At 63.9% G+C, this 23,918-nt stretch carries 25 protein-coding genes; 12 read left to right on the forward strand and 13 right to left on the reverse strand.

Annotated features, from left to right (window positions below; all coding sequences use genetic code 11):
• The 9 genes from rimM (at window position 1) to DIZ22_RS02240 (ending at window position 7,738) form a co-directional block, all read left to right on the forward strand.
• A complete protein-coding gene (gene rimM / locus DIZ22_RS02200; RefSeq protein ID WP_004208097.1) occupies window positions 1-495 on the forward strand; it encodes a ribosome maturation factor RimM in 495 nt (164 codons plus the stop codon).
• Window positions 496-526: 31 nt separating this feature from the next.
• Window positions 527-793 carry a hypothetical protein gene (locus DIZ22_RS02205; protein ID WP_004208096.1) on the forward strand — a complete coding sequence of 89 codons (267 nt, stop codon included), beginning with the start codon at window positions 527-529 and terminating at the stop codon, window positions 791-793.
• Window positions 763-1,188 carry a type II toxin-antitoxin system VapC family toxin gene (locus DIZ22_RS02210; RefSeq protein ID WP_048937726.1) on the forward strand — a complete coding sequence of 142 codons (426 nt, stop codon included), beginning with the start codon at window positions 763-765 and terminating at the stop codon, window positions 1,186-1,188. The genes DIZ22_RS02205 and DIZ22_RS02210 overlap by 31 nt, the downstream gene beginning before the upstream one ends.
• A complete protein-coding gene (locus DIZ22_RS02215) occupies window positions 1,185-2,696 on the forward strand; it encodes a serine hydrolase domain-containing protein (RefSeq protein ID WP_048937725.1) in 1,512 nt (503 codons plus the stop codon). The genes DIZ22_RS02210 and DIZ22_RS02215 overlap by 4 nt, the downstream gene beginning before the upstream one ends.
• A gap of 54 nt (window positions 2,697-2,750) precedes the next feature.
• Window positions 2,751-3,023 (forward strand): hypothetical protein, encoded by a 273-nt coding sequence (locus DIZ22_RS02220; RefSeq protein WP_004208093.1) that lies wholly within the window; start codon window positions 2,751-2,753, stop codon window positions 3,021-3,023.
• The gene (trmD, locus tag DIZ22_RS02225) at window positions 3,020-3,757 is read left to right on the forward strand and encodes a tRNA (guanosine(37)-N1)-methyltransferase TrmD (RefSeq protein ID WP_004208092.1); all 738 of its coding nucleotides are present in this window, start codon (window positions 3,020-3,022) and stop codon (window positions 3,755-3,757) included. The genes DIZ22_RS02220 and trmD overlap by 4 nt, the downstream gene beginning before the upstream one ends.
• Before the next feature lie 5 nt (window positions 3,758-3,762).
• On the forward strand, window positions 3,763-4,131 hold the full coding sequence (gene rplS, locus DIZ22_RS02230; RefSeq protein WP_004208091.1) for a 50S ribosomal protein L19: 369 nt from the start codon (window positions 3,763-3,765) through the stop codon (window positions 4,129-4,131).
• A 326-nt stretch (window positions 4,132-4,457) separates the two neighbouring features.
• A complete protein-coding gene (locus DIZ22_RS02235; protein WP_122927876.1) occupies window positions 4,458-7,154 on the forward strand; it encodes a TonB-dependent receptor in 2,697 nt (898 codons plus the stop codon).
• 68 nt (window positions 7,155-7,222) lie between these two features.
• Window positions 7,223-7,738: a GNAT family N-acetyltransferase gene (locus DIZ22_RS02240; RefSeq protein ID WP_122927877.1), complete on the forward strand. Its 516-nt coding sequence runs from the start codon at window positions 7,223-7,225 to the stop codon at window positions 7,736-7,738.
• A 1-nt stretch (window position 7,739) separates the two neighbouring features.
• Here DIZ22_RS02240 and DIZ22_RS02245 read toward each other — a convergent pair whose 3' ends face one another.
• The 9 genes from DIZ22_RS02245 to DIZ22_RS02285 all read right to left on the reverse strand — a co-directional run bounded on the left by DIZ22_RS02245 (window position 7,740) and on the right by DIZ22_RS02285 (window position 15,656).
• A complete protein-coding gene (locus DIZ22_RS02245; RefSeq protein WP_122927878.1) occupies window positions 7,740-9,011 on the reverse strand; it encodes an MFS transporter in 1,272 nt (423 codons plus the stop codon).
• Window positions 9,012-9,183: 172 nt separating this feature from the next.
• Window positions 9,184-9,981, reverse strand: coding sequence for an RNA methyltransferase (locus DIZ22_RS02250; protein ID WP_037507764.1), 798 nt, complete (start codon window positions 9,979-9,981; stop codon window positions 9,184-9,186).
• A gap of 88 nt (window positions 9,982-10,069) precedes the next feature.
• The gene (locus tag DIZ22_RS02255) at window positions 10,070-11,065 is read right to left on the reverse strand and encodes a sensor domain-containing diguanylate cyclase (protein WP_048937721.1); all 996 of its coding nucleotides are present in this window, start codon (window positions 11,063-11,065) and stop codon (window positions 10,070-10,072) included.
• A 139-nt stretch (window positions 11,066-11,204) separates the two neighbouring features.
• The gene (locus tag DIZ22_RS02260) at window positions 11,205-11,477 is read right to left on the reverse strand and encodes an HPr family phosphocarrier protein (RefSeq protein WP_048937720.1); all 273 of its coding nucleotides are present in this window, start codon (window positions 11,475-11,477) and stop codon (window positions 11,205-11,207) included.
• A complete protein-coding gene (locus tag DIZ22_RS02265; protein ID WP_004208084.1) occupies window positions 11,474-11,878 on the reverse strand; it encodes a PTS sugar transporter subunit IIA in 405 nt (134 codons plus the stop codon). The genes DIZ22_RS02260 and DIZ22_RS02265 overlap by 4 nt, the downstream gene beginning before the upstream one ends.
• A 22-nt stretch (window positions 11,879-11,900) precedes the next feature.
• Entirely contained in the window at window positions 11,901-12,839 is a 939-nt protein-coding gene (rapZ, locus tag DIZ22_RS02270; RefSeq protein ID WP_048937719.1) for an RNase adapter RapZ, read from the reverse strand.
• Window positions 12,836-13,270 carry an HPr kinase/phosphatase C-terminal domain-containing protein gene (locus tag DIZ22_RS02275; protein ID WP_004208082.1) on the reverse strand — a complete coding sequence of 145 codons (435 nt, stop codon included), beginning with the start codon at window positions 13,268-13,270 and terminating at the stop codon, window positions 12,836-12,838. The genes rapZ and DIZ22_RS02275 overlap by 4 nt, the downstream gene beginning before the upstream one ends.
• Before the next feature lie 117 nt (window positions 13,271-13,387).
• The gene (locus DIZ22_RS02280; RefSeq protein WP_010335533.1) at window positions 13,388-14,983 is read right to left on the reverse strand and encodes an ATP-binding protein; all 1,596 of its coding nucleotides are present in this window, start codon (window positions 14,981-14,983) and stop codon (window positions 13,388-13,390) included.
• Window positions 14,952-15,656 carry a response regulator transcription factor gene (locus tag DIZ22_RS02285; RefSeq protein WP_004208080.1) on the reverse strand — a complete coding sequence of 235 codons (705 nt, stop codon included), beginning with the start codon at window positions 15,654-15,656 and terminating at the stop codon, window positions 14,952-14,954. The genes DIZ22_RS02280 and DIZ22_RS02285 overlap by 32 nt, the downstream gene beginning before the upstream one ends.
• Window positions 15,657-15,940: 284 nt before the next feature.
• Here DIZ22_RS02285 and DIZ22_RS02290 point away from each other — a divergent pair, with 284 nt between their 5' ends.
• The 3 genes from DIZ22_RS02290 (at window position 15,941) to DIZ22_RS02300 (ending at window position 18,972) form a co-directional block, all read left to right on the forward strand.
• On the forward strand, window positions 15,941-17,542 hold the full coding sequence (locus DIZ22_RS02290; RefSeq protein ID WP_048937718.1) for a phosphoenolpyruvate carboxykinase: 1,602 nt from the start codon (window positions 15,941-15,943) through the stop codon (window positions 17,540-17,542).
• A gap of 125 nt (window positions 17,543-17,667) precedes the next feature.
• Window positions 17,668-17,985, forward strand: coding sequence for a hypothetical protein (locus tag DIZ22_RS02295; RefSeq protein ID WP_048937717.1), 318 nt, complete (start codon window positions 17,668-17,670; stop codon window positions 17,983-17,985).
• 138 nt (window positions 17,986-18,123) lie between these two features.
• A complete protein-coding gene (locus tag DIZ22_RS02300) occupies window positions 18,124-18,972 on the forward strand; it encodes a ferredoxin--NADP reductase (RefSeq protein WP_048937716.1) in 849 nt (282 codons plus the stop codon).
• Between the two features lie 243 nt (window positions 18,973-19,215).
• On the opposite strand, the gene DIZ22_RS02305 is transcribed toward DIZ22_RS02300, so the two are convergent.
• From DIZ22_RS02305 to DIZ22_RS02320, 4 genes are all read right to left on the reverse strand, one after another.
• On the reverse strand, window positions 19,216-21,051 hold the full coding sequence (locus DIZ22_RS02305) for a DUF885 family protein (protein ID WP_048937715.1): 1,836 nt from the start codon (window positions 21,049-21,051) through the stop codon (window positions 19,216-19,218).
• A gap of 86 nt (window positions 21,052-21,137) precedes the next feature.
• Window positions 21,138-21,632 (reverse strand): hypothetical protein, encoded by a 495-nt coding sequence (locus tag DIZ22_RS02310; RefSeq protein WP_048937714.1) that lies wholly within the window; start codon window positions 21,630-21,632, stop codon window positions 21,138-21,140.
• 168 nt (window positions 21,633-21,800) lie between these two features.
• Window positions 21,801-22,964 carry a DUF3644 domain-containing protein gene (locus tag DIZ22_RS02315; RefSeq protein ID WP_048937713.1) on the reverse strand — a complete coding sequence of 388 codons (1,164 nt, stop codon included), beginning with the start codon at window positions 22,962-22,964 and terminating at the stop codon, window positions 21,801-21,803.
• A gap of 179 nt (window positions 22,965-23,143) precedes the next feature.
• Window positions 23,144-23,590: an NfeD family protein gene (locus DIZ22_RS02320; RefSeq protein WP_048937712.1), complete on the reverse strand. Its 447-nt coding sequence runs from the start codon at window positions 23,588-23,590 to the stop codon at window positions 23,144-23,146.
• Window positions 23,591-23,918 lie beyond the last annotated feature (328 nt).

A 23,918-nucleotide genomic window follows, 5' to 3' on the forward strand; every position in this document is an offset into this window, starting at 1 on the left:
TTGACCGACAAGCCCGTCACCCTGGCCGCGATCATCGGTGCCCATGGCGTGGCGGGCGAAGTCCGTCTGAAGCTGTTTGGCGAAGGGGCCGAGGCTCTGAAAAGCTACAAGAGCTTCGATGCGGCGGGGCGCACATTGACGTTGAAGTCGGTGCGCCCCGGCCCGAATGGCGCGGTGGCCCGCTTTGCCGAGATCGGCGATCGCGGCGCGGCCGAAGCCCTGCGCGGCACGGCGCTGACCGTCCCGCGTTCCGCCCTGCCGGCCTTGCCCGAGGGCGAATATTATCATGCCGACCTGGTCGGCCTTCCCTGCACAAGCAGCACCGGCGAGACGCTGGGCGAGATCATCGCGGTCGAGAATTTCGGCGCCGGTGACATCATCGAGGTGCAGCGTCCGTCGATCGAGGGCAAGCCCGGCAAGCGCTTCATGGCGCCGATGCATGTGGTGGTGCTGAGCGAGGACGGCGCCGTGATTGACGCGGCTTTTACCGAATAGTATATACGCTCCGTATATACGGAGCTTCTCCATGGGCGAAGAATATCGGGCCAAGGTCTTCAAGTCGGGCAACAGCCTGGCGTTGCGGCTGCCCAAGAGTCTGGGCCTGAATGACGGCGAGGAAGTCGTCATGATACCGCATGCCGATGGCAGTTTTTCCTTCTGGAAGCAGGGTCAGCAGCGCGACATCCTTTTGTCCCTGTTCGGCAGCATGTCGGCGGGCTTCATGGCGGAAGGACGCGGCGATATCGATCAGGGGGATCGCGATTGGACCGGGCCGGCGTCGTCTGCGGCATGACGCAGGTCGCTTATCTGCTCGACACCAATGTTTGCATCGATTTCCTGCTCGGACGAAGCGCCCGTCTGGCCGAGCGGATGGCGGCCGAGTTCGATCGCCTGTCGGTTTCCGCTGTCACTGCTGCCGAATTGCGGGTCGGCAATCGCGGCTCTAGCGATCCGGTCGGAGACCTGCGGCGCGTCGATACATTTCTGGCGCTGCTGAATATCTTGCCGTTCGATGATGCGGCGGCGCACACCTATGCCGAGATGGTGCGCCTGGTGGGGGGGCGTCGTCGGGGGGTCGACCGGTTGATCGGAGCGCAGGCGATGGCGTCGGCCATGGTGCTGGTGACGCGCAACGAAAAGGATTTCGCCGATATTCCCGGCCTGACAGTGGAGGATTGGAGCGCATGATGACCATGGCTGTGCGCATGGTGACCCTGTTGGGATTTCTGTCCATCCTGTCCGCGCCGGCGGTTGCTGCCGATGCCAGGAAGATCGACGCTGCCATCCCCGAGATTGACCGTCTCTTTGCCGATTTCCAGGTCGACAGTCATGCGCCGGGGCTGGTCTATGGCATCGTCTCCGATGGCAGGCTGGTTCATGTGAAGGGCTTTGGCGCGCAGGATCTGGTGCAGAAGCGGCCGGTGACGGGGGACAGCCTGTTTCGTATCGCATCCATGACCAAGGCGTTTACCGCCCTGTCGATCCTGAAATTGCGGGAAGAGGGCAAGCTCTCGCTTGACGATCTGGCCGAGACTTATGTGCCGGAAATGCGCGGCTGGACCTATGCGACCAAGGATAGTCCGCGCATCCGCATCCGCGACCTGCTGACGCACAGCGCGGGCTTTGTCGACGATAATCCGTGGGGCGACCGGCAGACGCCGCTGCCCGACGCGGACTTCACCCGGATGCTGGAGCAGGGCGTGCCGATGAGCAGCGCGCCGGCGACCCATTATGAATATTCCAACTTCGGCTATGCGCTGCTGGGGCGGATCATCGCCAATGTCTCGGGCATGCCCTATCGCCGCTATGTCGAGCAGAGCCTGTTGACGCCGCTGGGCATGACGTCGAGCGGCTATCAGCTGAGCGAATGGCCGGCTGCGCGGCGGTCGCTCGGCTATCGCTGGGAAGATGGGCGCTGGAAGCGCGAGCCCGACATGGCCGACGGCGCCTTTGGCGCGATGGGCGGGCTGCAGACCAGTGCCAATGACTATGCCCGTTGGGTGGCCTTTCTGCTGTCGGCCTGGCCGCCGCGCGACGATGCGGAGAGCGGTCCGGTCAGCCGGGCGTCGGTGCGGATGCTGGCGGAGGGTAGCAATTTCATGAGCGTCGGCCAGCGCAACGGCAAGAGCGGGGCGACCGCCTGCCGTCAGGCGGCGGCCTATGGCTTTGCCATGCGGATCGCGCAGGATTGCGACCTGGGGCTGACCCTGTCCCATGGCGGCGGCTATCCCGGCTATGGCAGCCATGTGATGCTGATGCCGGATTATGGTGTCGGCATCTTCGTCTTCACCAATCGCACCTATAATGGCGGGGCGGGCGCCGCCTGGGATGCGGCGATGCTGTTGCAGAAGGCGGGAGCGCTGATCGCGCGGGACGTGCCGGTCAGTCCGCTGCTGGCGCAGGGCTATGCCGCGGCGGGGCGCATCTATGCGTCGGGCGATGTGCTGGCCGCCCGCGACAATCTGGCGATGAATTTCCTGATGGATGCCGATGCGGTGCATTGGGGCAAGCGTCTGGCGGCGTTGAAGGGTGAGGTCGGTAGCTGCGCGGTCGATGCACCGCTGAGCGCGACCGGCAATCTGTCGGGCAAGTTCACCTGGACCTGCGAGAAGGGGCGGGTGGCAGGCAGTCTGTTGCTGGCGCCGACGGCCGACGCGGAAATCCAGGAATTGAAGCTGGAGGTCAAGGCGCCCTGAGGCGCTGGCGATCGACAGTTCCCCCTGCGGCGAAAATGCTCTAGGCGCGCAGCCATGGCGCAAATTTTGACCGCAATCTATCTGCTGATGATGCTGGCCGGGGGCTGGCGGCTGTTCGGCCTTGGCTGGCCGCTCTGGGTGAAGGGGCTGGTGGCGATCGGGCTGGTCTGTCCCCTGCCGCTGCTGGTGCTGCTGCCGGGCATGCTGCATCCCGAACGGCCCTTTGCCGACATGCTGCGGATGATCGGCTTCGTGATGATGGGCTGCGGTGCGCTCTGCCTGGTTGGCGGCCTGTCCGCCGCCCGGCTGCGGGCGCGCCGGCGATGAGCTTTGCGGCCCAGATCCTGACCCTCTATCCCGAGATGTTTCCGGGCCCCTTGGGCGTGTCGCTTGCGGGACGTGCGCTGGCCGAGGGGAAATGGTCGTGCGATCCGATCCAGATGCGCGGCTTTGCGACCGACAAGCATCGCACCGTCGACGATACGCCGGCCGGGGGCGGGGCGGGCATGGTGCTGAAGCCCGACATCTTGGCGCGCGGCATCGACCATGCGCTGGCGCAGCGGCCCGACCTGCCGATCCTGGCGATGACGCCGCGCGGCAAACCGATCACGCAGGCGCGGATCAGGGCGCTGGCGGATGGCCCCGGCGTGACCTTGCTGTGCGGGCGATTCGAGGGCTTTGACGAGCGGATTTTCGATGCCCGACCGATCGAGCAGATATCGATGGGCGACATCATCCTGTCCGGCGGGGAAATGGGCGCGCTGATGCTGCTGGATGCTTGCATCCGCCTGCTTCCCGGTGTAATGGGCGCCGCTTCCAGCGGTGTCGAGGAATCCTTTGAAACGGGGTTGCTCGAATATCCGCATTATACCCGACCAGTCGAATGGGAGGGGCGCAGGATTCCCGAAGTGTTGCGATCGGGGGATCATGCGAAGATCGCCGCCTGGCGGAAACAACAGGCGGAGGCAGATACACGGCTAAGGCGGCCGGACCTTTGGGAACGCCATATCGGCGTTCGGGACCAGTCGCCCTCTGGTGCGCAACGCGAAAATAAGGACTAAGTTACATGAACTTGATCCAGCAGATCGAGGCCGAAAACATTGCCGCCCTGGCGAAGGAAATCCCCGATTTCCGTCCCGGTGACACCCTGCGCGTCGGCGTGAAGGTTGTCGAAGGCGAGCGCAGCCGCGTCCAGAACTATGAAGGCGTCTGCATTGCCCGTTCCAACAAGGGCATGGGCAGCAACTTCACCGTTCGCAAGATTTCGTTCGGCGAAGGCGTGGAGCGCGTGTTCCCGCTCTACTCGCCCAACCTCGATTCGATCACCGTCGTTCGTCGCGGTGTCGTGCGTCGTGCCAAGCTCTATTATCTGCGTGGCCGCACCGGCAAGCGCGCTCGTATCGCCGAGCGCCGCGATACCCGCACCGAAGGTTGATCCTTCAAAACTGTTCTTGACAGTTGTAAAAATGAAACAGGCGGTGGCCCCCAGGGCTGCCGCCTTTTTCTTTGTGTTACAATGATTTGACACATTGTTTTACGGCATGAATTATTGCGCTTGCGAACAAATTTTTGCGGCCACCCAAAGGGCCATTTCGCAGTCGATGCAATTATGCCAGCCTGATATTTCCAGATGTTACTGAGTGAAACGCACTGAAATTTCCGATTTCAGGAACGGATAGTTGCGTCCATTCCGATCTCATCCGGCAACAAGAAGAGGGGGGTGTCGAAAGGTCTCTAAAAAAAGAAATAGGGGGCTTTTTGATGAAGTATCAGGGTCTGTTTTCATGCAGTGCGATTGCCATTGCACTGTCCTATTCAATGCCTGTTCTTGCGCAGGATGTTGCGCCCCAGGCGGCCGCAGCGGAAACGCCCGGCCAGACGATCATCGTCACCGGCACGCGGCGTACCGACCGTACCGTCGCCGAATCGCCGACGCCGATCGATGTCTATTCCGGCGAGGAACTGCAGAAGCAGGGCGTCGCCGACATGAACCAGGTGATCCAGAACCTGGTCCCGTCCTTCTCGGTGGCGCGCTATGCCATTGGTGACGGCTCCTCCTTCGTCCGGCCGCCCAACCTGCGCGGGCTGGCGCCCGACCAGACGCTGGTGATGGTGAACGGCAAGCGCATGCATCGCTCCGCGCTGGTCCAGATCGGCGCGAACGCCCAGTCCGCTGGCGCCCATTCGGCCGACCTTGCGCAGATTCCGGCGATTGCGGTGCGCAGCGTCGAAGTGCTGCGCGACGGCGCTTCGGCCCAATATGGTTCCGACGCGATCGCGGGCGTCATCAACATGGCGCTGCGCGACGATACCGACGGCATTTCGGGCTATGCCCGCTATGGCCAATATTATCGCGGCGATGGCGAGGATTATCAGGTCGCGCTGAACGGTGGTTTCAAGCTGGGCGACAATGGCTTCATCAACATCAGCGGCGAATATGTGAACGCCGGCAAGACCAGCCGCGGCGTCACCCGACCCGGCGCGCTGGAACTGTCGCAGGAGCAGCCCGACATCGGCGTACCCAAGCTGGCGCAGCGCTATGGCAATCCGAAGATGGAATCCTATCGATTCTTCGTGAATGGCGGCTTCGACCTGGGCGACGACAGCAGCATCTACTTCTTTGGCAGTTATGGCCACAGCTTCCAGGAAGAGAGCTTCAACTATCGCCAGTCGGTCAATTCCGCCAATTTCGGCCTCAACGGCATCTTCAACGACTATTTTACCGATTTCGACAATACGACACCGGGCATCCAGACCGGCGCGGCGGGCGGCAATGTCTATGCGCCCAACGATTATGACCCCACGACGCGGGATTATACGCAGGTGTCGGATTGCTCCGATCCGCTGGTGCAGAACTGGAGCTGCGTCTATTCGGGCGGCTTCACGCCGATCTTCTTCGGCAAGATCGACGATATTTCGGGCACCGTCGGCTACAAGGGCACGCTCGGCTTTGGCCTGAACTACGACCTGTCGGGCAGCTATGGCCAGTCCACGCTGAAATATACGATGAACGGCACGATGAACCCGTCGCTGGGCATCACCTCGCCGACCGAATTCTACCTCGGCAAGCTGGAACAGCGCGAAACGCTGTTCAATGCGGACTTCAGCTATCCCTGGGAAGTCGGGCTGGCGAGCCCGATCACGATTGCGTTTGGTGGGCAGTATTTCCGGGAATCCTATGAACTGGGCCTAGGCGACGCCGCTTCCTATGCGATCGGGCCCTATACCGGGAACCTGGTCTTCCATCAGGATGGCACGCCGGTGTTGAACGCGGATGGCAGCCAGCTCTCGGTCGCGCTGCCGGTCGGTGCCAATGGCTTCCCTGGCTATGGTCCGGCGATCGCGGGTGAGAGCAGCCGCAATTCCAAGGGCCTCTATATCGACGTGGAAGGCGACATCACCGAAGCCTTCTCGCTGGGTTTTGCCGGCCGCTACGAGCATCTGTCCGACTTCGGCAATTCGACCACGGGCAAGGTGTCGGCACGCTACGCCATCGTGCCGGATGTGTTCGCGGTTCGCGGCACGCTGTCGACCGGCTTCCGTGCGCCGACGCCGGGCCAGACCAACACCAGCAGCATCGCGACCACCTTCAATCCGGGTAATCCCAACGCGATCGAGTTCATGACGCTGCCGGTCGCCAGCCCGGTCGCCCAATATCTGGGCGCGGTGCCGCTGAAGCCGGAAGAGTCGGTCAGCTTCTCGGCCGGTACGGTGTTCACGCCAGCCCCCGGCGCGTCGCTGACGATCGACTATTACAACATCAAGGTGAAGGACCGCATCGGCACCACCGGATCGCGGGTGATCACCGACGATCAGCGACCCGAACTTCAGGCGCTGGGCCTGGCCAACTATGCCACGGTCAATGAGGTGCAGTTCCTGACCAATGCCTTCGATACCCGGACCCAGGGTGTCGACGTGGTTGGCAGCTATCGCTTCTCGACCGACAGCATGGGGACGTTCAACACCACGCTGGCCTTCAACTACAACAAGACGAAGGTCATCCGCGTCGGGCTGGACCCCGATACCGGATCGCCGATCATCAGCGACACGCGCATCATGCAGCTGCAGAATACGCTGCCCAAGACGCGCGTGATCCTGACCGAGAACTGGACCAGTGGTGCGCTGTCGGTGCTGGGCCGGGCGAACTGGTATGGCAAGTACAAGGTCTATGACGACGGCACCGGTGTGAACGGCGAAAGCTATGTCAATCAGAGCTTTGGCAGCGAGTTCGTGTTCGATCTGGAAGTCAGCTATCAGCTCAATGACAATTTCACGCTGAGTGCCGGCGCGCAGAACCTGTTCAGCAACTATCCCGACAAATATGACAATCGCGCCGGCGGGCTGGGGCCGGTCTATGCGTCGACGGGTGGTCGCTTCACCGGTGACATCTATCCCGACGTATCGCCCTTCGGCTTCAACGGCGGCTTCTGGTATGCGAAGGTCGGATTCAAGTTCTGATCCCGCATCATCATGATCCGATCGGCCGTTCCCTTGCGGGGCCGGCCGATTTCGTTGCAGGAGGGGCCATGCCCTTGACCAACCGCCTGGCGACCGCCGCCGACGAACCCGCATTGTCCACCCTGATGTCGCTGGCCATCGAGCAATTGCAGTCGGCCTATCTGACCGCTGCGCAGGTACAGGCCAGCCATGGCTTCATGGGGCTGGACCGGCGGCTGATCGGTGACCGGACCTATTTCGTGGTGGGGGCGGAGGGTGCGATCGCCGGATGTGGCGGATGGAGCCGCCGGGCGACCGCCTATGGCGGCGACCACACGGCCGGGCGCGACGACCGCATGCTCGACCCCGCGACCGAGGCGGCAAAGGTGCGGGCGATGTACACCCATCCCGACCATGTCCGCAAAGGCGTCGGCACGACCATCCTGGCGCTGTGCGAGGCCGCCGCGCGGCAGGAGGGCTTTGCCGCGCTGGAATTGTCGGCGACGATGGCCGGCGTGCCGCTCTATCGCAGCTTCGGGTTCATCGACGTCCGCCCGTTCGAGGATAGCGGCGTGCCGATGATCCTGATGCGCAAGGCCATCTGATTCAGCTGCGGCTGGTCCACCACAGGCCAGCCAAGCTGATGAGCGCGGCGGCCGACATATAGAGGCCGACGAGCGCGACGCCCTGCATGCCGATCAGCCAGGTGGCGACGATCGGCGCCAGCGCGCCGCCCAGGATGCCGCCCAGGTTGAAGGCGAAGGACGCCCCGGTATAGCGCAGCTGGGTCGGGAAGAGGGCGGGCAGATAGGCGCCGAGCGGGCCGTAGATGAAGCCCATCACGAACAGGGCGAGGCTGAGCGCGACGAAGATCGGCAGCAGCGCGGCGGTGCCGATCAGCGGGCCGAAGACGATGCCCATGACCAGCGTGCCGGCACAGCCCCAGGCGAGGACGCGGGTCGGGCTGCTCCTGTCCGACCACCAGCCGGCGATCACGATGCTGAGCGCCATGAACATGATGGCGCCAAGCTGGATCGCGAGGAAGATTTCCCGGTCGATCTTGAGCGCGGTGGTGCCATAGCCCAGCGCAAAGGCGGTCGCGATATAATAGACGGCGAAGCAGGCGGCGCAGGCGAAGGTGCCGGCGATGGCCGCGCCCAGATGGGTCGAGAGCAGGGTGGCAAGCGGCACGGCCGGCGGCGGTGCTTCCTGCTGCGCGGCAGCAAATTCGGGCGTCTCGGTGAGTTTGAGGCGGACCCAGAGGCCCAGGATCACGAGGACCGAACTGCCCAGGAACGGCAGGCGCCAGCCCCAGGCAAAGAATTCCGCATCGGTCAGGAAGGCGCCGAGCAGCAGGAACAGGCCGTTGGCGGCGATGAAGCCGACCGGGGCGCCCAGTTGCGGGAACATGCCGAAGCGGGCGCGCCAGCCTTCGGGTGCATTTTCGACCGCCAGCAGCGCCGCACCGCCCCATTCGCCGCCCAGGCCAAAGCCCTGGCCGAAACGCAGCACGCACAGGATCAGCGGCGCCCAGAAGCCGATCATGAGATAGGTCGGCAGGAAGCCGATCAGCAATGTGCAGCCGCCCATCAGCATGAGCGAGGTGACGAGCGTCGCCTTGCGCCCGATGCGGTCGCCATAATGGCCGAAGACGGCGGCGCCGAGCGGCCGGGCGAGGAAGGCGAGGGCGAGGCTGCCATAGGAGGCCATCAACTGCGCCGAGGGCGAGGAGGCCGGAAAGAAGAGCGAGGGGAAGATCAGGCTGGCGGCGGTGGCGTAGATATAGAAGTCGTAAAATTCGACCGCCGTGCCGATGAGGCTGGCCGCCAGCACTCGCTTGTGCAGCCACATTGCGCTCATGCCGCTCGTCTTCGTCATCGCCCCCATCCTTCTCAATCCGTTCGCGCCGCCATCCTCCCCTGCAAGGGGAGGGGGACCATTTGCCTGGCAAATGATGGAGGGGTGTTGCCGCGCGCGATAGGGCGACACCCCTCCGTCAGGGCTTCGCCCTGCCACCTCCCCTTACAGGGGAGGATGATGACATTCGCCTCTATTTCCGTCGTTTCTGGTTCAGCAGCTCATAGGCCATGACGGCTGTCGCGACCGCGGCGTTCAGGCTGTCGGCCTTGCCCAGCATCGGCATCTTCACCAGCTGGTCGCATTCGGCTTCATAGCTTTCTGGCAGGCCCTGCGCCTCATTGCCGACCAGCAGGAAGCTGGGGCTCTGATAGCTCGGCTCCTGATAATCCTGGGTCGCTTTCAGGCTGGTGCCGATCAGTTCGCCCGGCCCCTGGCGCAGCCAGTGCATGAATTCGCCCCAGCGGGCCTGGGTGATCGACTGGGTGAACAGGGCGCCCATGCTGGCGCGCACCGATTCGACCGAGAAGGGGTCGACGCAATCGTCGATCAGGATGAGGCCGCCGGCACCGACCGCGTCGCCGGTGCGCAATATGGTGCCGAGATTGCCGGGGTCGCGCAGCGACTGGGCGACGATCCAGATGTCGGCCGTGCTGCGGTCGAGCTTCTCCAGCGGAGTCAGCCGGTCGCGATAGACGCCGACCACGGCCTGGGCATTATCCTTGCCGCTGATCTTGGACAGAATATCGGGCGTGGTTTCGATCACGTCGCCGCCGTCCGCCTCGATCGCGTCGATCAGGTCGAGTGCGAGCGGGTGGGTGGAGCCGGCATGGAAGAGCATTTCGGGCAGCACGCCTTCCTCGCGCGCTTCGGTCAGGATGCGCAGCCCTTCGGCCAGGAACAGCCCTTCGGCCTTGCGATATTTCTTTTCCCGCAGAGAGCGCACGCGCTTGACCAGCGGGTTGGAAAAACCGGTGATTTCGCGTGCCACGTTCTGCGTCCTGCCTTCTGGTCCGCGACCAGTGCGGACGAAGCGGCCTCTCTATCGAGGGAATGGGGAAAAGGACAGCCTTTCGGTGTCAGTCGGGCTGGGCGGCGTCCGTTTTCGCGATGACCACGCGATTGCGACCGCCATGCTTGGCCGAATAGAGGGCGACATCGGCGGCGGCGATCCAGGCGTCGCTGCTGATCCGGTCAGGCCCGATCTCGGCAATGCCGAAGCTGGCGGTGACGCGCAGCGGCGGCATATGGACGATTTCCAGCGCGGCGATGGCATCGCAGAAACGCTGGGCAGCGGCCCCGGCCTGCGCCGCATTGCTTTCGGGGAGCAGCACGCCGAACTCTTCCCCGCCAAGCCGGCCCAATATGTCGTTCGGGCGCTTGGTCCGGTCGCAACAGGCCGCGACCTCGCGGATCACGACATCGCCGGCCGGGTGGCCATGGGTGTCATTGACCCGCTTGAAATGGTCGATGTCGAACAGCAACAGGCTGGCCGGACGCGCATAGCGGCGGAAGAGGGCGATATGCTTGTCCATCTCCGCCACGAAGGCGCGGCGGGTGAGGGCGCCGCTCAGATGGTCGCGCTCGGCAATGCGGCGCAGTTCCAGTTGCTCCACCACCAGCGCGCCGAGATTTTCGAGGATGGCGATCTGGCCGGGATCAAATTCGCGCGGCACGGTATCGATCGCGCAGAGGGTGCCGACATTATAGCCGTCGGGCGTCGCCAGCGGGACACCGGCATAGCTGCGGATATTGGGATCGCCGGTGACCAGCGGATTGCTGCTGAAGCGCTGGTCGGAACAGGCATCGGGCACGACCATCGGCACACGGTCGCGGATGGTGTGGTTGCAGAAGGCGATGTCGCGCGGGGTTTCGGTCGCGTCGATGCCGGTGCGCGACTTGAACCATTGGCGATCGCCGTCGATCAGCGACACGACCGACATCGGCACGCCCAGGATCGACCGGACAAGCTGGGTGATGCGATCAAAGGCGGGCTCGGGCGGCGTGTCGAGAATTTCATAGCGCCCGAGCGCGGCCAGGCGGGCGGCTTCGTCGTTCAATTTCGTGTCGAGCATGGCGCCTATCCACTTGAACCGGTGGCGAATGCTGCCTCCCGATCAGCGGTCGCCCTATGTCGCAAGATGGGGCGGCGGGGCCGTGACGTCAATGTCGGGATGGGAACCCGTCGCGGCAACGCGGCCGCTGGTCGCGTGCCTATTCCTCGCCGAACTTGTCTTCGACCAGGGCTACGAGTTGGTGCAGGCTGTCATGCGCGTCGGGGCCGGCGGCGCTGATGGTGATGCTGTCGCCCATGGCGGCGCCGAGCATCATCAGGCCCATGATCGATGTGCCGGTGACTTCGCTGCCATCCTTGCTGACGGTGATCTGGGCGGGCAGGCCGCTGGCCAGGGTCACGAATTTCGCGCTGGCGCGGGCGTGGAGGCCGCGCTTGTTGCTGATCCTGACTTCCCAGCTGATATCATTCATGAGGTGCTGCCCAGCAATTCCGATGCGACGCTGATATATTTCTGGCCTGCTTCGCGGGCAGCGGCGACGGCGGCGCGCACGTCCATCACCTTGCGGGCGCTTTCCAGGCGGATGAGCATGGGCAGGTTGATGCCCGCGATCACCTCGATCTCGCCGGCCTTGAGCAGCGAGATGGCGAGGTTGGAGGGGGTGCCGCCGAACAGGTCGGTCAGCAGGATGACGCCGGCGCCGTCATTGACGCGCGCGACCGCCGCCGCGATGTCCGCGCGGCGCAATTCCATGTCATCCTCCGGCCCGATGCAGATCGTTTCGATCTGCTGTTGCGGTCCCACGACATGTTCCATGGCCACGACGAATTCCGTCGCAAGCGACCCATGGGTGACGAGTACGAGTCCGATCATCTGCTTCCGCGGCCCACCTTTGTCATGATATTGCTTTCGGGCCTCCCGGTCTGCGCTTCTCCAGACTGTCCTGGGGCGCTGATTCCATATTGCGGTGCGAGACGGTGGGCGAAAAGCCCGCATCTTGCAAGTATCTAGCGACATGTTCGGCGACATGGACCGAGCGATGGCGCCCGCCGGTGCAGCCGAAAGCCACGGTAATATAGGTTTTGCCGGCTTCGGCGTAGCGCGGCAGCAGGGTCGTCAGCAGATCCTGGATCTTGCCCAGCGCCTCCTGATAGGCCGGGTCGGCCTGGATATAGGCGGCGACATCGGCGTCGAGGCCGGTCTTGGGACGCAAATCCTCGTCCCAGAAGGGGTTACGCAGGAAGCGCATGTCGAACATCAGGTCGACATTGCGCGGCACGCCGCGCGAATAGCCGAAGGAGAGGATGGTCAGCACCGGGTCGGAGAGCTGTTCGCGGGCGAAGCGGGCGCGCATTTCCTGCTGCAGCGCATTGGTCGACAGGCTGGTGGTGTCGATCAGCTGGGCCGACCAGCGGCGCAGCGGTTCGGTCAGTTCGCGTTCGCGGGCGATGCCGTCGGCGGCCGGGCGATCCTGCGCCAGCGGGTGGCGGCGACGGGTTTCGGCAAAGCGGCGTTCCAGCTCGGCGCCCGAGCAGTCGAGGAACAATGTCTCGATATCATGGCCATGGCGTTCGCGCAGCGCCTTGATCCGCTGGACGATGGCATTGGCGTCGAAGCCGCGGGTGCGTGCGTCGATGCCGAGCGCCAGCGGCCGGTCATCCTCCCCGCCATGACCGGCGGGCAGGGGCGTGTCGAGAAGGCGGTCGAGCAGCACCAGCGGCAGATTGTCCACCACCTCCCAGCCCATATCCTCCAGCGTCTTGAGCGCCGTGGTCTTGCCGGCACCCGACAGGCCGGAGACGAGCAGGATGGTCTTGGGCGCGCTATCGTTCATGTCTTGCCCAGGGCCTTGAGCGCGAGTTCGACCTTGATCGGGGCGGACGCCTCATGCGCGACGACGGCGACCAGCGGAATTTCGACACCGGCGATGGTGCGGGTGGCGGCGTGCATCGGCATGCGCTCGACCGTTTCAGCCAGATCGACGATCAGCGCGACCGGCGAATCGCCGACATGGGGCACGGGCACGATGCCGATGCCGCGCACTTCCATCTTGCCGCTGATGGTTTCGGGGGCGGTGGCGATCAGCCGGCCGTCGACCCGCTTGAGCAGGGTGTAATCGTCGGAAACCAGCGTCGCACCGCGATCGATCAGGCGCAGGGCGAGGTCGGACTTGCCCATGCCGCTTGCGCCATAGAGCAGCACCGAGCGTCCCTCGATCGCGACGGTCGTTGCGTGAAGCGTCTCTGATGAAAGTGCCCGCACCATGTTCCCCTGCCTTCCTGCTTCTAGCCCCAGTTCGCCGCGTTGGAAATCGAATTGCGTCGATTCACGCGACATCGCAGCGGCACATTGTGGCCAGCAGGAATGAACAGCTTATTGCTTTCATTCGGACATTATGCCGGGGTCGCGTTCCACGGCCATGGGCAGACGGACGATGAAGCGGGCGCCGCTCTGCATATCCTCGCGGTCGGCGATGCTGATCTTGCCTTGATGCCCCTCGACGATCGAGCGGGCGATGGCGAGGCCGAGACCCGAATGCTTGCCGAACGCCTCACCTTCCGGGCGGACGCTGTGGAAGCGGCGGAAGACATGCTCGCGCTCGCCCTCGGGGACGCCGGGGCCTTCATCCTCGACGCTGACCAGCACTTCATTGTCGGCGACGGTGGCGATGATCTGGACCAGCCCGTCGTCGGGCGAGAAGGAGATGGCATTGTCGATCAGATTGTCGAGCACGCGCACGATCCGCTGTTCCTCGCCCAGGACGACCGCGACTTCCTTGCGCGGGCGGGCAAAGGCGAGGCGGATGCCGCGTGGCACGCCGCGTGCCTCGCGGGCGAGCACCATGCGTTCGATCAGCAGGCCAAGGTCGATCGGCTCGAACCGGGTGCGGGACAATTGGGCGTCGATGCGGGAGGCTTCGGCGATGTCGGTGACGAGCCGGTCGAGCCGGCGGACATCATCCTGCGCGATCGCCATCAACTGGTCGCGCAGGTCCGGCCGGTCCACCCGTTCGAGCGAATCGAGCGCGGAGCGGAGCGAGGCGATCGGGTTCTTGAGTTCATGGCTGACGTCGGCGGCGAAGGCGTCGGTCGCGTCGATCCGCTGGCGCAGCGCATGGCTCATGTCCGACAGGGCGCGGGCGAGCATGCCGATCTCGTCGCGCCGCTCGGGCAGGCGGGGCACGGTGACCTCCCGCGCGCGGCCGAGGCGAACGCGCACGGCGGCACGGGCCAGGCGCTGAAGCGGTTGGACGATGGTGCGGGCGAGGAACAGCGACAGCAGCACCGAGGCGAGGACGGCGGCGGCCAGCACGATGCCCAGGCGGAGGCGTTCGGCGCGGACGATGCGGGTGATGTCGCGCGCATTTTCGGTCGCGAGCAGGCCCGAACCGTCGCGCACGGCGACGGCGGCCGAGATCATGAAGGTACGGTCGGGCGCGTAGCGGTTCATCGCCTGGGGCTGGCGCGTCTTGGCGGCCAGCACCAGTTCGGGCCAGGCGCTGGCGCGATCGACGGCGGGTTCCTCGAAATTGGGCGGGCGATCGGCGGAGACGACACGGTCGACCGCCTTGTCGAGGAAGCGGGCGACATGACGCTGCCATTCCTCTTCCGAGGGCAGGCGCAGCCGATAGCGCGGCGCATCCATGGCGAAGCTGTCGGCCATCAGATTGCCGGCCGCGTCATAGCGGCGCACCCGGTCGCCGGTCTGACGCGCATAGGCGGCGATCAGCGCATTCTGCCGGTCGGCAGGCGCATTTTCCAGGCCGATGGCGAGCAGCTTCAGCTCGCGCGCCGACTGTTCCAGCCGATCGTCGACGATCCGCGTGCGATAGCTGTCCAGATAGAAGAAGCCGCCCGCCAGCAGGGCGAGCGCGAAGACATTGACCGCCAGGATGCGCGGGGTGAGGCTCAATCGCCCCGACCAGCGCACCGCGAGCGGCGCGTCCTCATTCTTCGGAGAAGCGGTATCCGGCGCCATAGAGCGTGTCGATTGCGTTGAAGTCAGGGTCTACCTCTCGGAATTTGCGACGCAGCCGCTTGATATGGCTGTCGATCGTGCGGTCGTCGACATAGACGTCGTCCTGATAGGCGGCGTCCATGAGCTGGTTGCGGTTCTTCACCACGCCGGGCCGTGCAGCAAGGGTTTCCAGGATCAGAAATTCGGTGACGGTCAGCGTCACATCCTTGCCGTCCCATTTCACCCGGTGGCGGGGCGGGTCCATCTCCAGCCGGCCGCGCACGATCGGGTCGGACGGCGGTTCGTCGGCGGCTTCGGGCGTGCGGCTGATCTCTGCGCGGCGCAGGATGGCGCGGATGCGCGCGATCAGCAGCCGCTGCGAGAAGGGCTTGGAGATATAATCGTCCGCGCCCATGGCCAGGCCCAGCGCCTCGTCCAGCTCGTCCGCCTTGGAGGTCAGGAAGATGACCGGCATCTGGCTCTTTTCGCGCAGACGGCGCAGCAGTTCCAGCCCGTCCATCTGCGGCATCTTGATGTCAAACACGCCAAGATCGGCCGGATTGTCGGTCAACGCCTTCAGCGCGGCTTCCGGGTCGGTATAGATGCGCGTGACGAACCCTTCGGTCTGCAGCGCGATCGACACCGACGTCAGGATATTCTTGTCATCATCCACCAGCGCGATGGTTGCGGTCATGCTGCGTCCCGGAACGTCATGATAAAATGGGTGAAGGCATCCAGCGTTAGACGATGGCTGCCGGGCCTGCAAGGAAGGGGCGTTGCAATTGTTGCTGCGACCCGTGCGTCGTTTTTCGGGACGGGCTGTGGTTCACCCCTATTTGACGGCCGTAGCGCAAAGCCCTATGCCGGTATGGCTTGAAGGGGAGGATGTCCGCGCGACAAGGATCGCGGCGCTCCCGGACGGGCCGGTCGCATAAAAAGACAAGCGACTAAGGGACTTTTTACATCAGGAGCTAAGGCGTGCAGGCCAAATCCTCAATCACCCTGGTCGACCAGGGCATCTCCACCCATGCCACCCAGTTTTGGAACCTCGGCACCGCGCCGCTGGTCGAGGCCGCGCTTGCCAATGGCGAGGGCATATTGGCCAAGGATGGCCCGCTGGTCGTCAAGACCGGCAAGCACACCGGCCGCAGCGCCAGCGACAAGTTCATCGTCCAGGATGCCGAGACGCAGGATACGGTCTGGTGGGGCAAGACCAATGTTCCGATGACGCCGGCGCATTTCGCCGCGCTGAAGGAGGATTTCTTCAAGGCACTGGGCGAGAAGGACAAGCTCTATGTCGCCGACCTCTATGGCGGGTCGCAGCCCGAATATCGGGTCAATGTGCGCGTCATCAACGAGTTCGCCTGGCATAATCTGTTCATCCGCACCCTGCTGGTGCGGCCCGAGGCGCAGGCGCTGGCCGACTTCGCGCCCGAATATACCATCATCGACCTGCCGACCTTCGTCGCCGATCCGGCGCGCCATGGCTGCCGCAGCGAGACGGTGATCGCGGTCAACTTCACCGAGAAGCTGATCCTGATCGGCGGCACCCGCTATGCCGGCGAGATGAAGAAGTCGGTGTTCGGCATCCTCAATTATCTGCTGCCGACCAAGGGCGTGATGCCGATGCACTGTTCGGCCAATATCGGCCCGAATGGCGACACCGCGGTCTTCTTCGGCCTGAGCGGCACCGGCAAGACGACGCTGTCGGCGGATGCCAGCCGCACCCTGATCGGCGATGACGAGCATGGCTGGTCGGACCAGGCGGTCTTCAATTTCGAGGGCGGCTGCTATGCCAAGATGATCAACCTGTCGGCCGAGGCCGAGCCGGAAATCTTCGCCACCACCAAGCGGTTCGGCACGGTGCTGGAAAATGTCGTGATCGACGAGGATACGCGCGTCATCGACCTGGACGACAATAGCCTGGCCGAGAATAGCCGGGGTTCCTACCCGATCGACTTCATCCCGAACACGTCGGAGAAGAATCTGGGGCCGGTGCCCAAGAACATCATCTTCCTGACCGCCGATGCCTATGGCGTTCTGCCGCCGATCGCGCGGCTGACCCCGGAACAGGCGATGTATCACTTCCTGTCCGGCTATACCGCGCGCGTCGCGGGCACCGAGATCGGCGTGACCGAGCCGACCGCCACCTTCTCGACCTGCTTCGGCGCACCCTTCATGCCGCGCCACCCCAGCGTCTATGGCAATCTGCTGAAAGAGCGGATCAACAAGGGCGGCGTCACCTGCTGGCTGGTCAACACCGGCTGGGCCGGTGGCAAGGCGACCATGCCGGGGATCAAGCGCATGCCGATCAAGGTAACGCGCGCGCTGCTCAACGCGGCGCTCGACGGCAGCCTGAACAGCGCCGAATTCCGCACCGATCCCAATTTCGGGTTCGAGGTGCCGGTGGCGGTGAATGGCGTCGACAGCCAGATCCTCGACCCGCGCGCTATGTGGGCGGACAAGGACGGCTATGACGCGACGGCGGCGACGCTGGTGAAGGCCTTTGTCGACAATTTCGCCCAGTTCGAGGAGCATGTCGACGATGGCGTGCGCAGCGCGGCGCTGACGGCGGCCTGAATGGGCGCCTGATCGGACGCAGCATTCTAGTGAAGGGGCCGGGGCGGAAACGCTCCGGCTCTTTTGCTTTTGGCGCGGGCGCGGCGGTGCTATGTTGTCCGCCTATCATGGCAGCGGAGATTAGCATGGGCGTGTTCGACAATCTGATGGGCAATCTGGGCGGGCTGGAAGCGATCGCGCAGAAGGTCGGGCTGGAGCCGGAACAGATGCAGGGCCTGCTGAACGAGATCGGCGCCAAGATCGGCAGCGGCGAAACCAGCGTGTCGGCACTGGCCGAGACGGCGGCCGAACATGGCGTGTCGGCCGATGCGCTGCAGCAGCTGCTGGGCCAGTTTGGCGGGCCGGAGGCGATATTGGGCCAGCTCGGCGGCTTCCTGGACCGCGATGGCGACGGCAATCCGCTCAACGAGCTGAGCGGCCTGGCCAAGGGGCTGTTCGGCTAACAGACGGCGAGGGGCGGGCCGGCAAAAGCCGGCCCTTGGTGCCCCCCAAGTTTTTTTGGCCTTGCCTTCACGATGCGGTGGGGCCATTTGCGGACTACACCATTATTGCGAATGATCCGCAACTAGCGCCGCCCGATCATGGCGGTGCCGACGAAATGCAAGGATAAGGTCTTGACCGACGTGACGATCGAAAAGCCGGTTCTGGAACCCACCGGCGCGCTTTCCGTGGAAACCGTGCTGTCGGTGAAGCACTGGAACGAGCATCTGTTCAGCTTCCGCATCACCCGCCCGGCAAGCTTCCGCTTCCGTTCGGGCGAGTTCATCATGATCGGCTTGAAGGGCGACAACGGCAAGCCGCTGCTGCGCGCCTACTCCATCGCCAGCCCCGCCTGGGACGAGGAAATCGAATTCCTGTCGATCAAGGTGCAGGACGGTCCGCTGACCAGCAAGCTGCAGAAGATCGAGCCGGGCGACCAGATCTATCTCGGCCGCAAGCCGACCGGCACGCTGGTGACCGACGCGCTGCTGCCGGGCAAGCGGCTGTTCATGCTGTCGACCGGCACCGGCCTGGCGCCGTTCCTGAGCCTGCCGCGCGACCCGGATGTGTATGAATTCTACGAGCAGGTCGTGGTGGTGCATTCGGTGCGCCGGGTGAGCGACCTGGCCTTCCGCGACGAGATGGAAGGCAAGTGGGCCGAAGACCCGCTGGTATCGGAACAGGCTGCGGGCCAGTTCCATTATGTGCCGACCGTGACGCGCGAAGAATTCCCCAACAATGAGCGCATCGACAAGCTGGTCGAGAGCGGCAAGCTGTTCGAGGGGATTCCGGGCGCGGCCAAGTTCGACCCCGAGACCGACCGGATCATGATGTGCGGCAGCATGGAAATGATCAAGCAGTTCGCGGCGTTCTTCGAGGAACAGGGCTTCACCGAAGGGTCCAATGCGGCGCCGGGGCAGTTCGTGATCGAGCGCGCGTTCGTCGGCTAAGCGCTCGGCAGCGAGAATAGGGAAGGGCCGGGGAGCGATCCTCCGGCCTTTTTTCTTTGTGATCGCGCAGTGGATGTTCAGCAGGCCGGCTGCTCTTTCATCCTCCCCTGCAAGGGGAGGTGGCAGCACGAAGTGCTGACGGAGGGGTGTCGTGCCGTCGTTAGCGTGACACCCCTCCACCGGCTTCGCCGGTCCCCCTCCCCTTGCAGGGGAGGATGTCATGTCCACTGACGGACGTGGCCGTTACGCCCCCTTCCTCTGGGCGACATAGGCGTCGACATTTTTCGCCAGCACGGTCATCGGCACGCCGCCGCCCTTGACCACGGCGTCGTTGAACAGGCGGAAGTCGAACTTGTCGCCCAGCGCCTGTTGCGCCATTCCGCGCAGGCGGACGATTTCGCCATGGCCGACCTTGTAGCCGCAGGCCTGGCCCGGCCAGGCGCAATAACGGTCGACCTCGCCCTGCACATCCTCGACCGTGGAGCCGTTGGTGGTGGCGAACCAGTGGATTGCCTGTTCGCGGGTCCAGCGCTTGGCATGAAGGCCGGTGTCGACCACCAGGCGGCAGCAGCGATAGGCGATCGACTGGAGATAGCCCAGCCGCCCGGCGACATCGCCATCATAGGCGCCCAGCTCGTCGCCCAGCTGCTCGGCATAGAGCGCCCAGCCCTCCGAATAGGCGTTGAAGGCGAGCATGGAGCGGATCAGGGGGAGCTTGTAGGTATATTCGCCCTGCCAGATATGGCCCGGAATCCCCTCATGATAGCAAAGCGTCGGCAGCGAATAGCGCGGCCAGATGCTGGTATCGCGCAGGTTGATATAATAATTGCCCGGCACGCTGCCGTCGATCGTGCCCGCGCCGGCATAGGCGCCCGGCGCCCCGGCCTCGATCTCCACCGGCACCCGCTTCACCACCAGCCTGGCCGGCACCAGGGTCGCGAAGGCGCGGGGCAAGCGGGTGCGGATATCGGCGAGGCGCCCGTCGATATAGGAGAGGATCTGCTGGCGACCCTTGTCGTCATTGGGAAAGAGATAGCGCGGATCCTTGCCCATCGCCGTCATCCGCTCGCCCACGGTCCCCTTCGTCATGCCGAGGGATTTGAGCAGCCGGTCCATTTCCGACTGGAGGGCCTTGAGCTGTTCCTGGCCCAGCGCATGGACTTCGTCGGGCGACAGGGTGGTGGTGGTGCCCGCCTGCAGCGCCCAGCCATAATAGGCCTCCCCCTGCGGCAGCTTCCACACGCCCGCATCCATGGTGGCGGTGGCGCGCTGGCGGGTGAGTTCGGCGGCCTGGCGGGCGAGGGCGGGGGCGATGGCGGTGCGGGTGATCTGCTGCGCCTTCGCGGCATAGTCGCCGTTCATATCCTTCGTGCGGCGCGCGATCGAGGCGACCGGCACCCATTGGTCGAGCGGCTGGCCCTGCACCGCCTTCATCTGGCCCAGCGTCTTGTCGAGCAGGAAGGCGGGGGCGACGACGCCGATGCCGGCGTCATGCTTCAACCGCTCGGTCTCGCCGTCGAGATTGGCGGCATATTGGCTGAGGCGTTCGAGATAGGCGTCGGCGTCGGCCGGGGTGGCGATGCCATGATTGGCGTCGAGGAAATCGGGCGTCTCGATGAAGGCGCCGGTATTCTGGGCGACGGCATAGGGCGCGTTGCGATAGGACCAGTTGCTGTTCATCATCGCCATGTCGCCAAAGGGGAAGGCGAAGCCGGCATCGGCCAGTTCATGGGCGGCGCGCACCACCTCCACATCGGTGCGGGTAGCCGGCGACAGGGCGTCGAGATCGACGGCGCGGAGCTGGGTCAGGCGATCCTTCACATGGGCGGCGATCCGCGCCTGGCCGGCCGGGCTCTTGTCGCCCAGGCGCGCTTTGAGCGGCGCGCGGGCGCCGGTGTCGAGGCCAAGGCCGCTCGCGGTTTCGGGCGCATCGGCCAGCATCGCTTCGGCCATGCCGGCGAGCAGGGCTTCGGCGCGGGCGTCGGCTGTCGTTGCTTGCGCCAGGGTGCGGCCGGGGAGGGCGGACAGGGCGAGGGCGGAGGAGCCGGCGACGAGGAAATCGCGGCGGGAGGTCGTCATGGGAATTGGGTCTCCGTAGGAATTCGCCCTCTTAACTTCGCATATTTCCCGCACATTTCGACATCTTATTTCCTACCCGCGACAGATCATAATAATTGGGCGAGGCTGCCTAGGTCGATCTCCGGCGCGCTGATCGAGAGTTCCGCGACCAGATCGCGCAGGGCGATGCGCTGGCGATGGGGCATGGCGGCGCGGGCGCCGCTGCGCTCGGCACAGATGGTGCGCATCGCCGCCAGCATCACCCGATTGTCGGGCGCGCGGCGATGGCCGACCACCACGCCGCGCCGGACGATGGGGCGGACCTGCGCGCAGCGGGTCAGCGCGATCGCCTGGGCACGGGCGGCGTCCAGCCCCATCTCCAGCGCCCAGTCCCAGGCGGCGGCAAAACTCTGTGCCCCCTGTTTCTGCCGCAACTGATAGGCCGATCGTGGCGAACAGCCGACGCTGCGCGCCGCCTGCGCCACCACGCCGCAGCGCGCCAGCATGTCGATGAAGGCCCGCTGCGCGGCCGGCGACCAACCCGACGCGCGCCGGCGCAACATCGGGACGGAGGTGAAATGGAGAAGGGGCATGTCGGTCATGCCGGCGAGGCTATCATGGGGCGGGAGGTGTAGGACAGGGTCGGATCATTTCGGAATGACCGTTATCAAGTCAATTGATCCACGGAACCGCCATTCGTTCATCTCTTTGATTTGGCCGGAACACATCGTAAATTGATTGAATCATTGGAAGTGCTCTTCCACTGCCGATCACGCCGTTATAATCTCTCTGATCTTGTCGATGCCCTCTTGATACCAGAACCACTGCCCGCCGAGCTGAACCGCTAGCCCCTTTGCCGGGTTTTTGAGGTCGTTGAGCTTCCACGCCTGCTGAAACTCGTAGCTAGAAACGGTAAGACCATCATCATCCAAAAGCTTTTTAATGGCATCCGTCATCCTATATTTTGGACGCTCAACAAGCTTGATAGCTACCTCCACATCCGAGCCAACAGGGCTATAGGTCACGGCTTGGTCAGCCTTCTTAGCGTTGTTAGTGACCTTGGGAACGACATATACGCGGAACGAATAGGCAGGATCATTGAACTCCGCCTGCGTCATTGGCCCTTCGAGAAGCGCATTTACAGCCGCTACTGCTTTGGCGACGGGAGCTATGCCTTTAAGGACGTTTGGCGACTTGAGAGTTAGCGCCTGAAGCTGGATGGCGAAGGCCAAGTCATGAGAGAAATCATACTTTGCGCCAAATTTCTCTTTAGCGTATTTGAGGAAATTAAGTGCGTTGGCTTGTATCTTGGCCTGAAGAGCATCATTGATGTCCTCCGATGACCGATGCTCGATCGCGTTACGGATAGCGATAAGGTATTTGAGATTAGCTATCTCACCTGCTGAAAGGCCTGCTTCCGGCCGCTCGATACAGTAGCTCAATTCCCAAAGCTTTTCCTGCCCATCGATCAGAACAGATGTCCCGTCCGCGTTCTTGTAAACCGGGCAGATGCCCTCTCCGATCAAACGGGCGTGAAGAACATAGGTCCACGCGATGATTGAGAGAACGATAAAGGTCTCTGACCGTGTGAAAAGTATATTGTTGTTATAGACGAGGACGGCGGTCTTGAAGATTTCTACGGCCTTGCGAACCTGAGCCTCAGCATACGTCGTCGCATAAAATCCGAGCTGCTCTGCCAATGCCGCCAGCTTGGAATACTGATAGAGCAATGCATCTACTTCGGGAGCCGTGGCTGCTGCAATGCCTGCATAACGTGCCTTCGTCCCTTTGCGAATGGCTCCAATTTCGCGGTGGTTGAAGTTACGGTCAAGAAAACTGAAAATTGCTAGCACTTGCTGATCGTTCAACGCCCGGTGCTGGATCAGTCCTTTTATCAGTCCGATTTCCTGATCAGAGAGAATCACTTTAGCCATGCCTGCCCCACCGCTCCCCAATTAGCTAAGTCATAACCTTCATGAGCGTCGAATCTAGCGGGAATACGCGAAGAGGCCCTCGCTGTAGCCGTCAAGTTTTTGGAAGCGCAAATGGCAGCTCGTAAGCACCACATGTGGGCCCTCGAACGACCGAAAATGGCGCTAGCCGGTCGTAGCCCCTAAACCCCTTCCACCCACAGCACCGCGCCTTCCGCACCCGTCACGCGGACCCGCGCGCCGGCTTCGCTGTCCGGGCCGCGGGCGGTCCAGACGCTGTCGCCGACCTTGACCCGGCCTTCGCCGCCGCGGATCGGCTCTACGACTGTCACCAGTTCGCCGATCAGGCGGGCGGTGCGGTCGTTGAGATTGGGGTCGGTCGAGGGCACCTGATTGTCCACATACCAGCGCCGCCCGGCCCAGACCGAGACGACGCAGAGCGCGGCGAAGATCAGCAGCTGGAGCGGAATGCCGATCGGCAGCGCCAGCGCGGCGAGGCCGGTGATGGCGGCGGCGATCGCGATCCAGATCAGGAAGACGCCGGGGATCAGCACTTCCGCAATAGCCAGCAGCGCGGCGAAGACCAGCCAGGCCCAATGATCCTGGAGCATGCTGAGCCAGTCGTTCATGGGGTGGTCCTGTGGTTGGTGGGGTGGGGTGGTTTTGTGTCGTTTCGGTGGCGGCGGGGCGCTATCGCTCTGGCGTCGCGGATAGCGGAAAGTGCGGGAGATGGGTTCCCGCTTTCGCGGGAATGACGGGGGTGGGTGGGGCCAGCTTTCGTCCGTTCGGGCTGAGCTTGTCGAAGCCCTTTGCCTTTAAAAAAAGAGAGACCCTTCGACAGGCTCAGGGCGAACGGTTTTAGGAGGATGCGTTGCGCTATAGGCTTCTCGACTTCGCTCGAAGCGAACGGATGTGGTGGGCGGTTCGGGGTGGTGGTGGCGTTTTCGGCAAGCGGGA

Origin of the sequence: Sphingobium sp. LF-16 (assembly GCF_003711185.1) — a bacterium.
GTDB classification, from domain to species: Bacteria; Pseudomonadota; Alphaproteobacteria; order Sphingomonadales; family Sphingomonadaceae; genus Sphingobium; species Sphingobium yanoikuyae_A.

Coding starts and splice junctions, on each gene's coding strand:
- DIZ22_RS02295 (WP_048937717.1), top strand. CDS start 17,668: ATGGGCGTGTTCGACAATCTGATGGGCAATCTGGGCGGGCTGGAAGCG.
- DIZ22_RS02260 (WP_048937720.1), bottom strand. CDS start 11,477: ATGAATGATATCAGCTGGGAAGTCAGGATCAGCAACAAGCGCGGCCTC.
- DIZ22_RS02305 (WP_048937715.1), bottom strand. CDS start 21,051: ATGACGACCTCCCGCCGCGATTTCCTCGTCGCCGGCTCCTCCGCCCTC.
- DIZ22_RS02280 (WP_010335533.1), bottom strand. CDS start 14,983: ATGGCGCCGGATACCGCTTCTCCGAAGAATGAGGACGCGCCGCTCGCG.
- DIZ22_RS02255 (WP_048937721.1), bottom strand. CDS start 11,065: ATGCTCGACACGAAATTGAACGACGAAGCCGCCCGCCTGGCCGCGCTC.
- DIZ22_RS02310 (WP_048937714.1), bottom strand. CDS start 21,632: ATGACCGACATGCCCCTTCTCCATTTCACCTCCGTCCCGATGTTGCGC.
- DIZ22_RS02245 (WP_122927878.1), bottom strand. CDS start 9,011: ATGACGAAGACGAGCGGCATGAGCGCAATGTGGCTGCACAAGCGAGTG.
- DIZ22_RS02205 (WP_004208096.1), top strand. CDS start 527: ATGGGCGAAGAATATCGGGCCAAGGTCTTCAAGTCGGGCAACAGCCTG.
- DIZ22_RS02300 (WP_048937716.1), top strand. CDS start 18,124: ATGGCGGTGCCGACGAAATGCAAGGATAAGGTCTTGACCGACGTGACG.
- DIZ22_RS02215 (WP_048937725.1), top strand. CDS start 1,185: ATGATGACCATGGCTGTGCGCATGGTGACCCTGTTGGGATTTCTGTCC.
- DIZ22_RS02220 (WP_004208093.1), top strand. CDS start 2,751: ATGGCGCAAATTTTGACCGCAATCTATCTGCTGATGATGCTGGCCGGG.
- DIZ22_RS02265 (WP_004208084.1), bottom strand. CDS start 11,878: ATGATCGGACTCGTACTCGTCACCCATGGGTCGCTTGCGACGGAATTC.
- DIZ22_RS02240 (WP_122927877.1), top strand. CDS start 7,223: ATGCCCTTGACCAACCGCCTGGCGACCGCCGCCGACGAACCCGCATTG.
- DIZ22_RS02275 (WP_004208082.1), bottom strand. CDS start 13,270: ATGGTGCGGGCACTTTCATCAGAGACGCTTCACGCAACGACCGTCGCG.
- DIZ22_RS02285 (WP_004208080.1), bottom strand. CDS start 15,656: ATGACCGCAACCATCGCGCTGGTGGATGATGACAAGAATATCCTGACG.
- DIZ22_RS02320 (WP_048937712.1), bottom strand. CDS start 23,590: ATGAACGACTGGCTCAGCATGCTCCAGGATCATTGGGCCTGGCTGGTC.
- DIZ22_RS02235 (WP_122927876.1), top strand. CDS start 4,458: ATGAAGTATCAGGGTCTGTTTTCATGCAGTGCGATTGCCATTGCACTG.
- rplS (WP_004208091.1), top strand. CDS start 3,763: ATGAACTTGATCCAGCAGATCGAGGCCGAAAACATTGCCGCCCTGGCG.
- trmD (WP_004208092.1), top strand. CDS start 3,020: ATGAGCTTTGCGGCCCAGATCCTGACCCTCTATCCCGAGATGTTTCCG.
- DIZ22_RS02315 (WP_048937713.1), bottom strand. CDS start 22,964: ATGGCTAAAGTGATTCTCTCTGATCAGGAAATCGGACTGATAAAAGGA.
- rapZ (WP_048937719.1), bottom strand. CDS start 12,839: ATGAACGATAGCGCGCCCAAGACCATCCTGCTCGTCTCCGGCCTGTCG.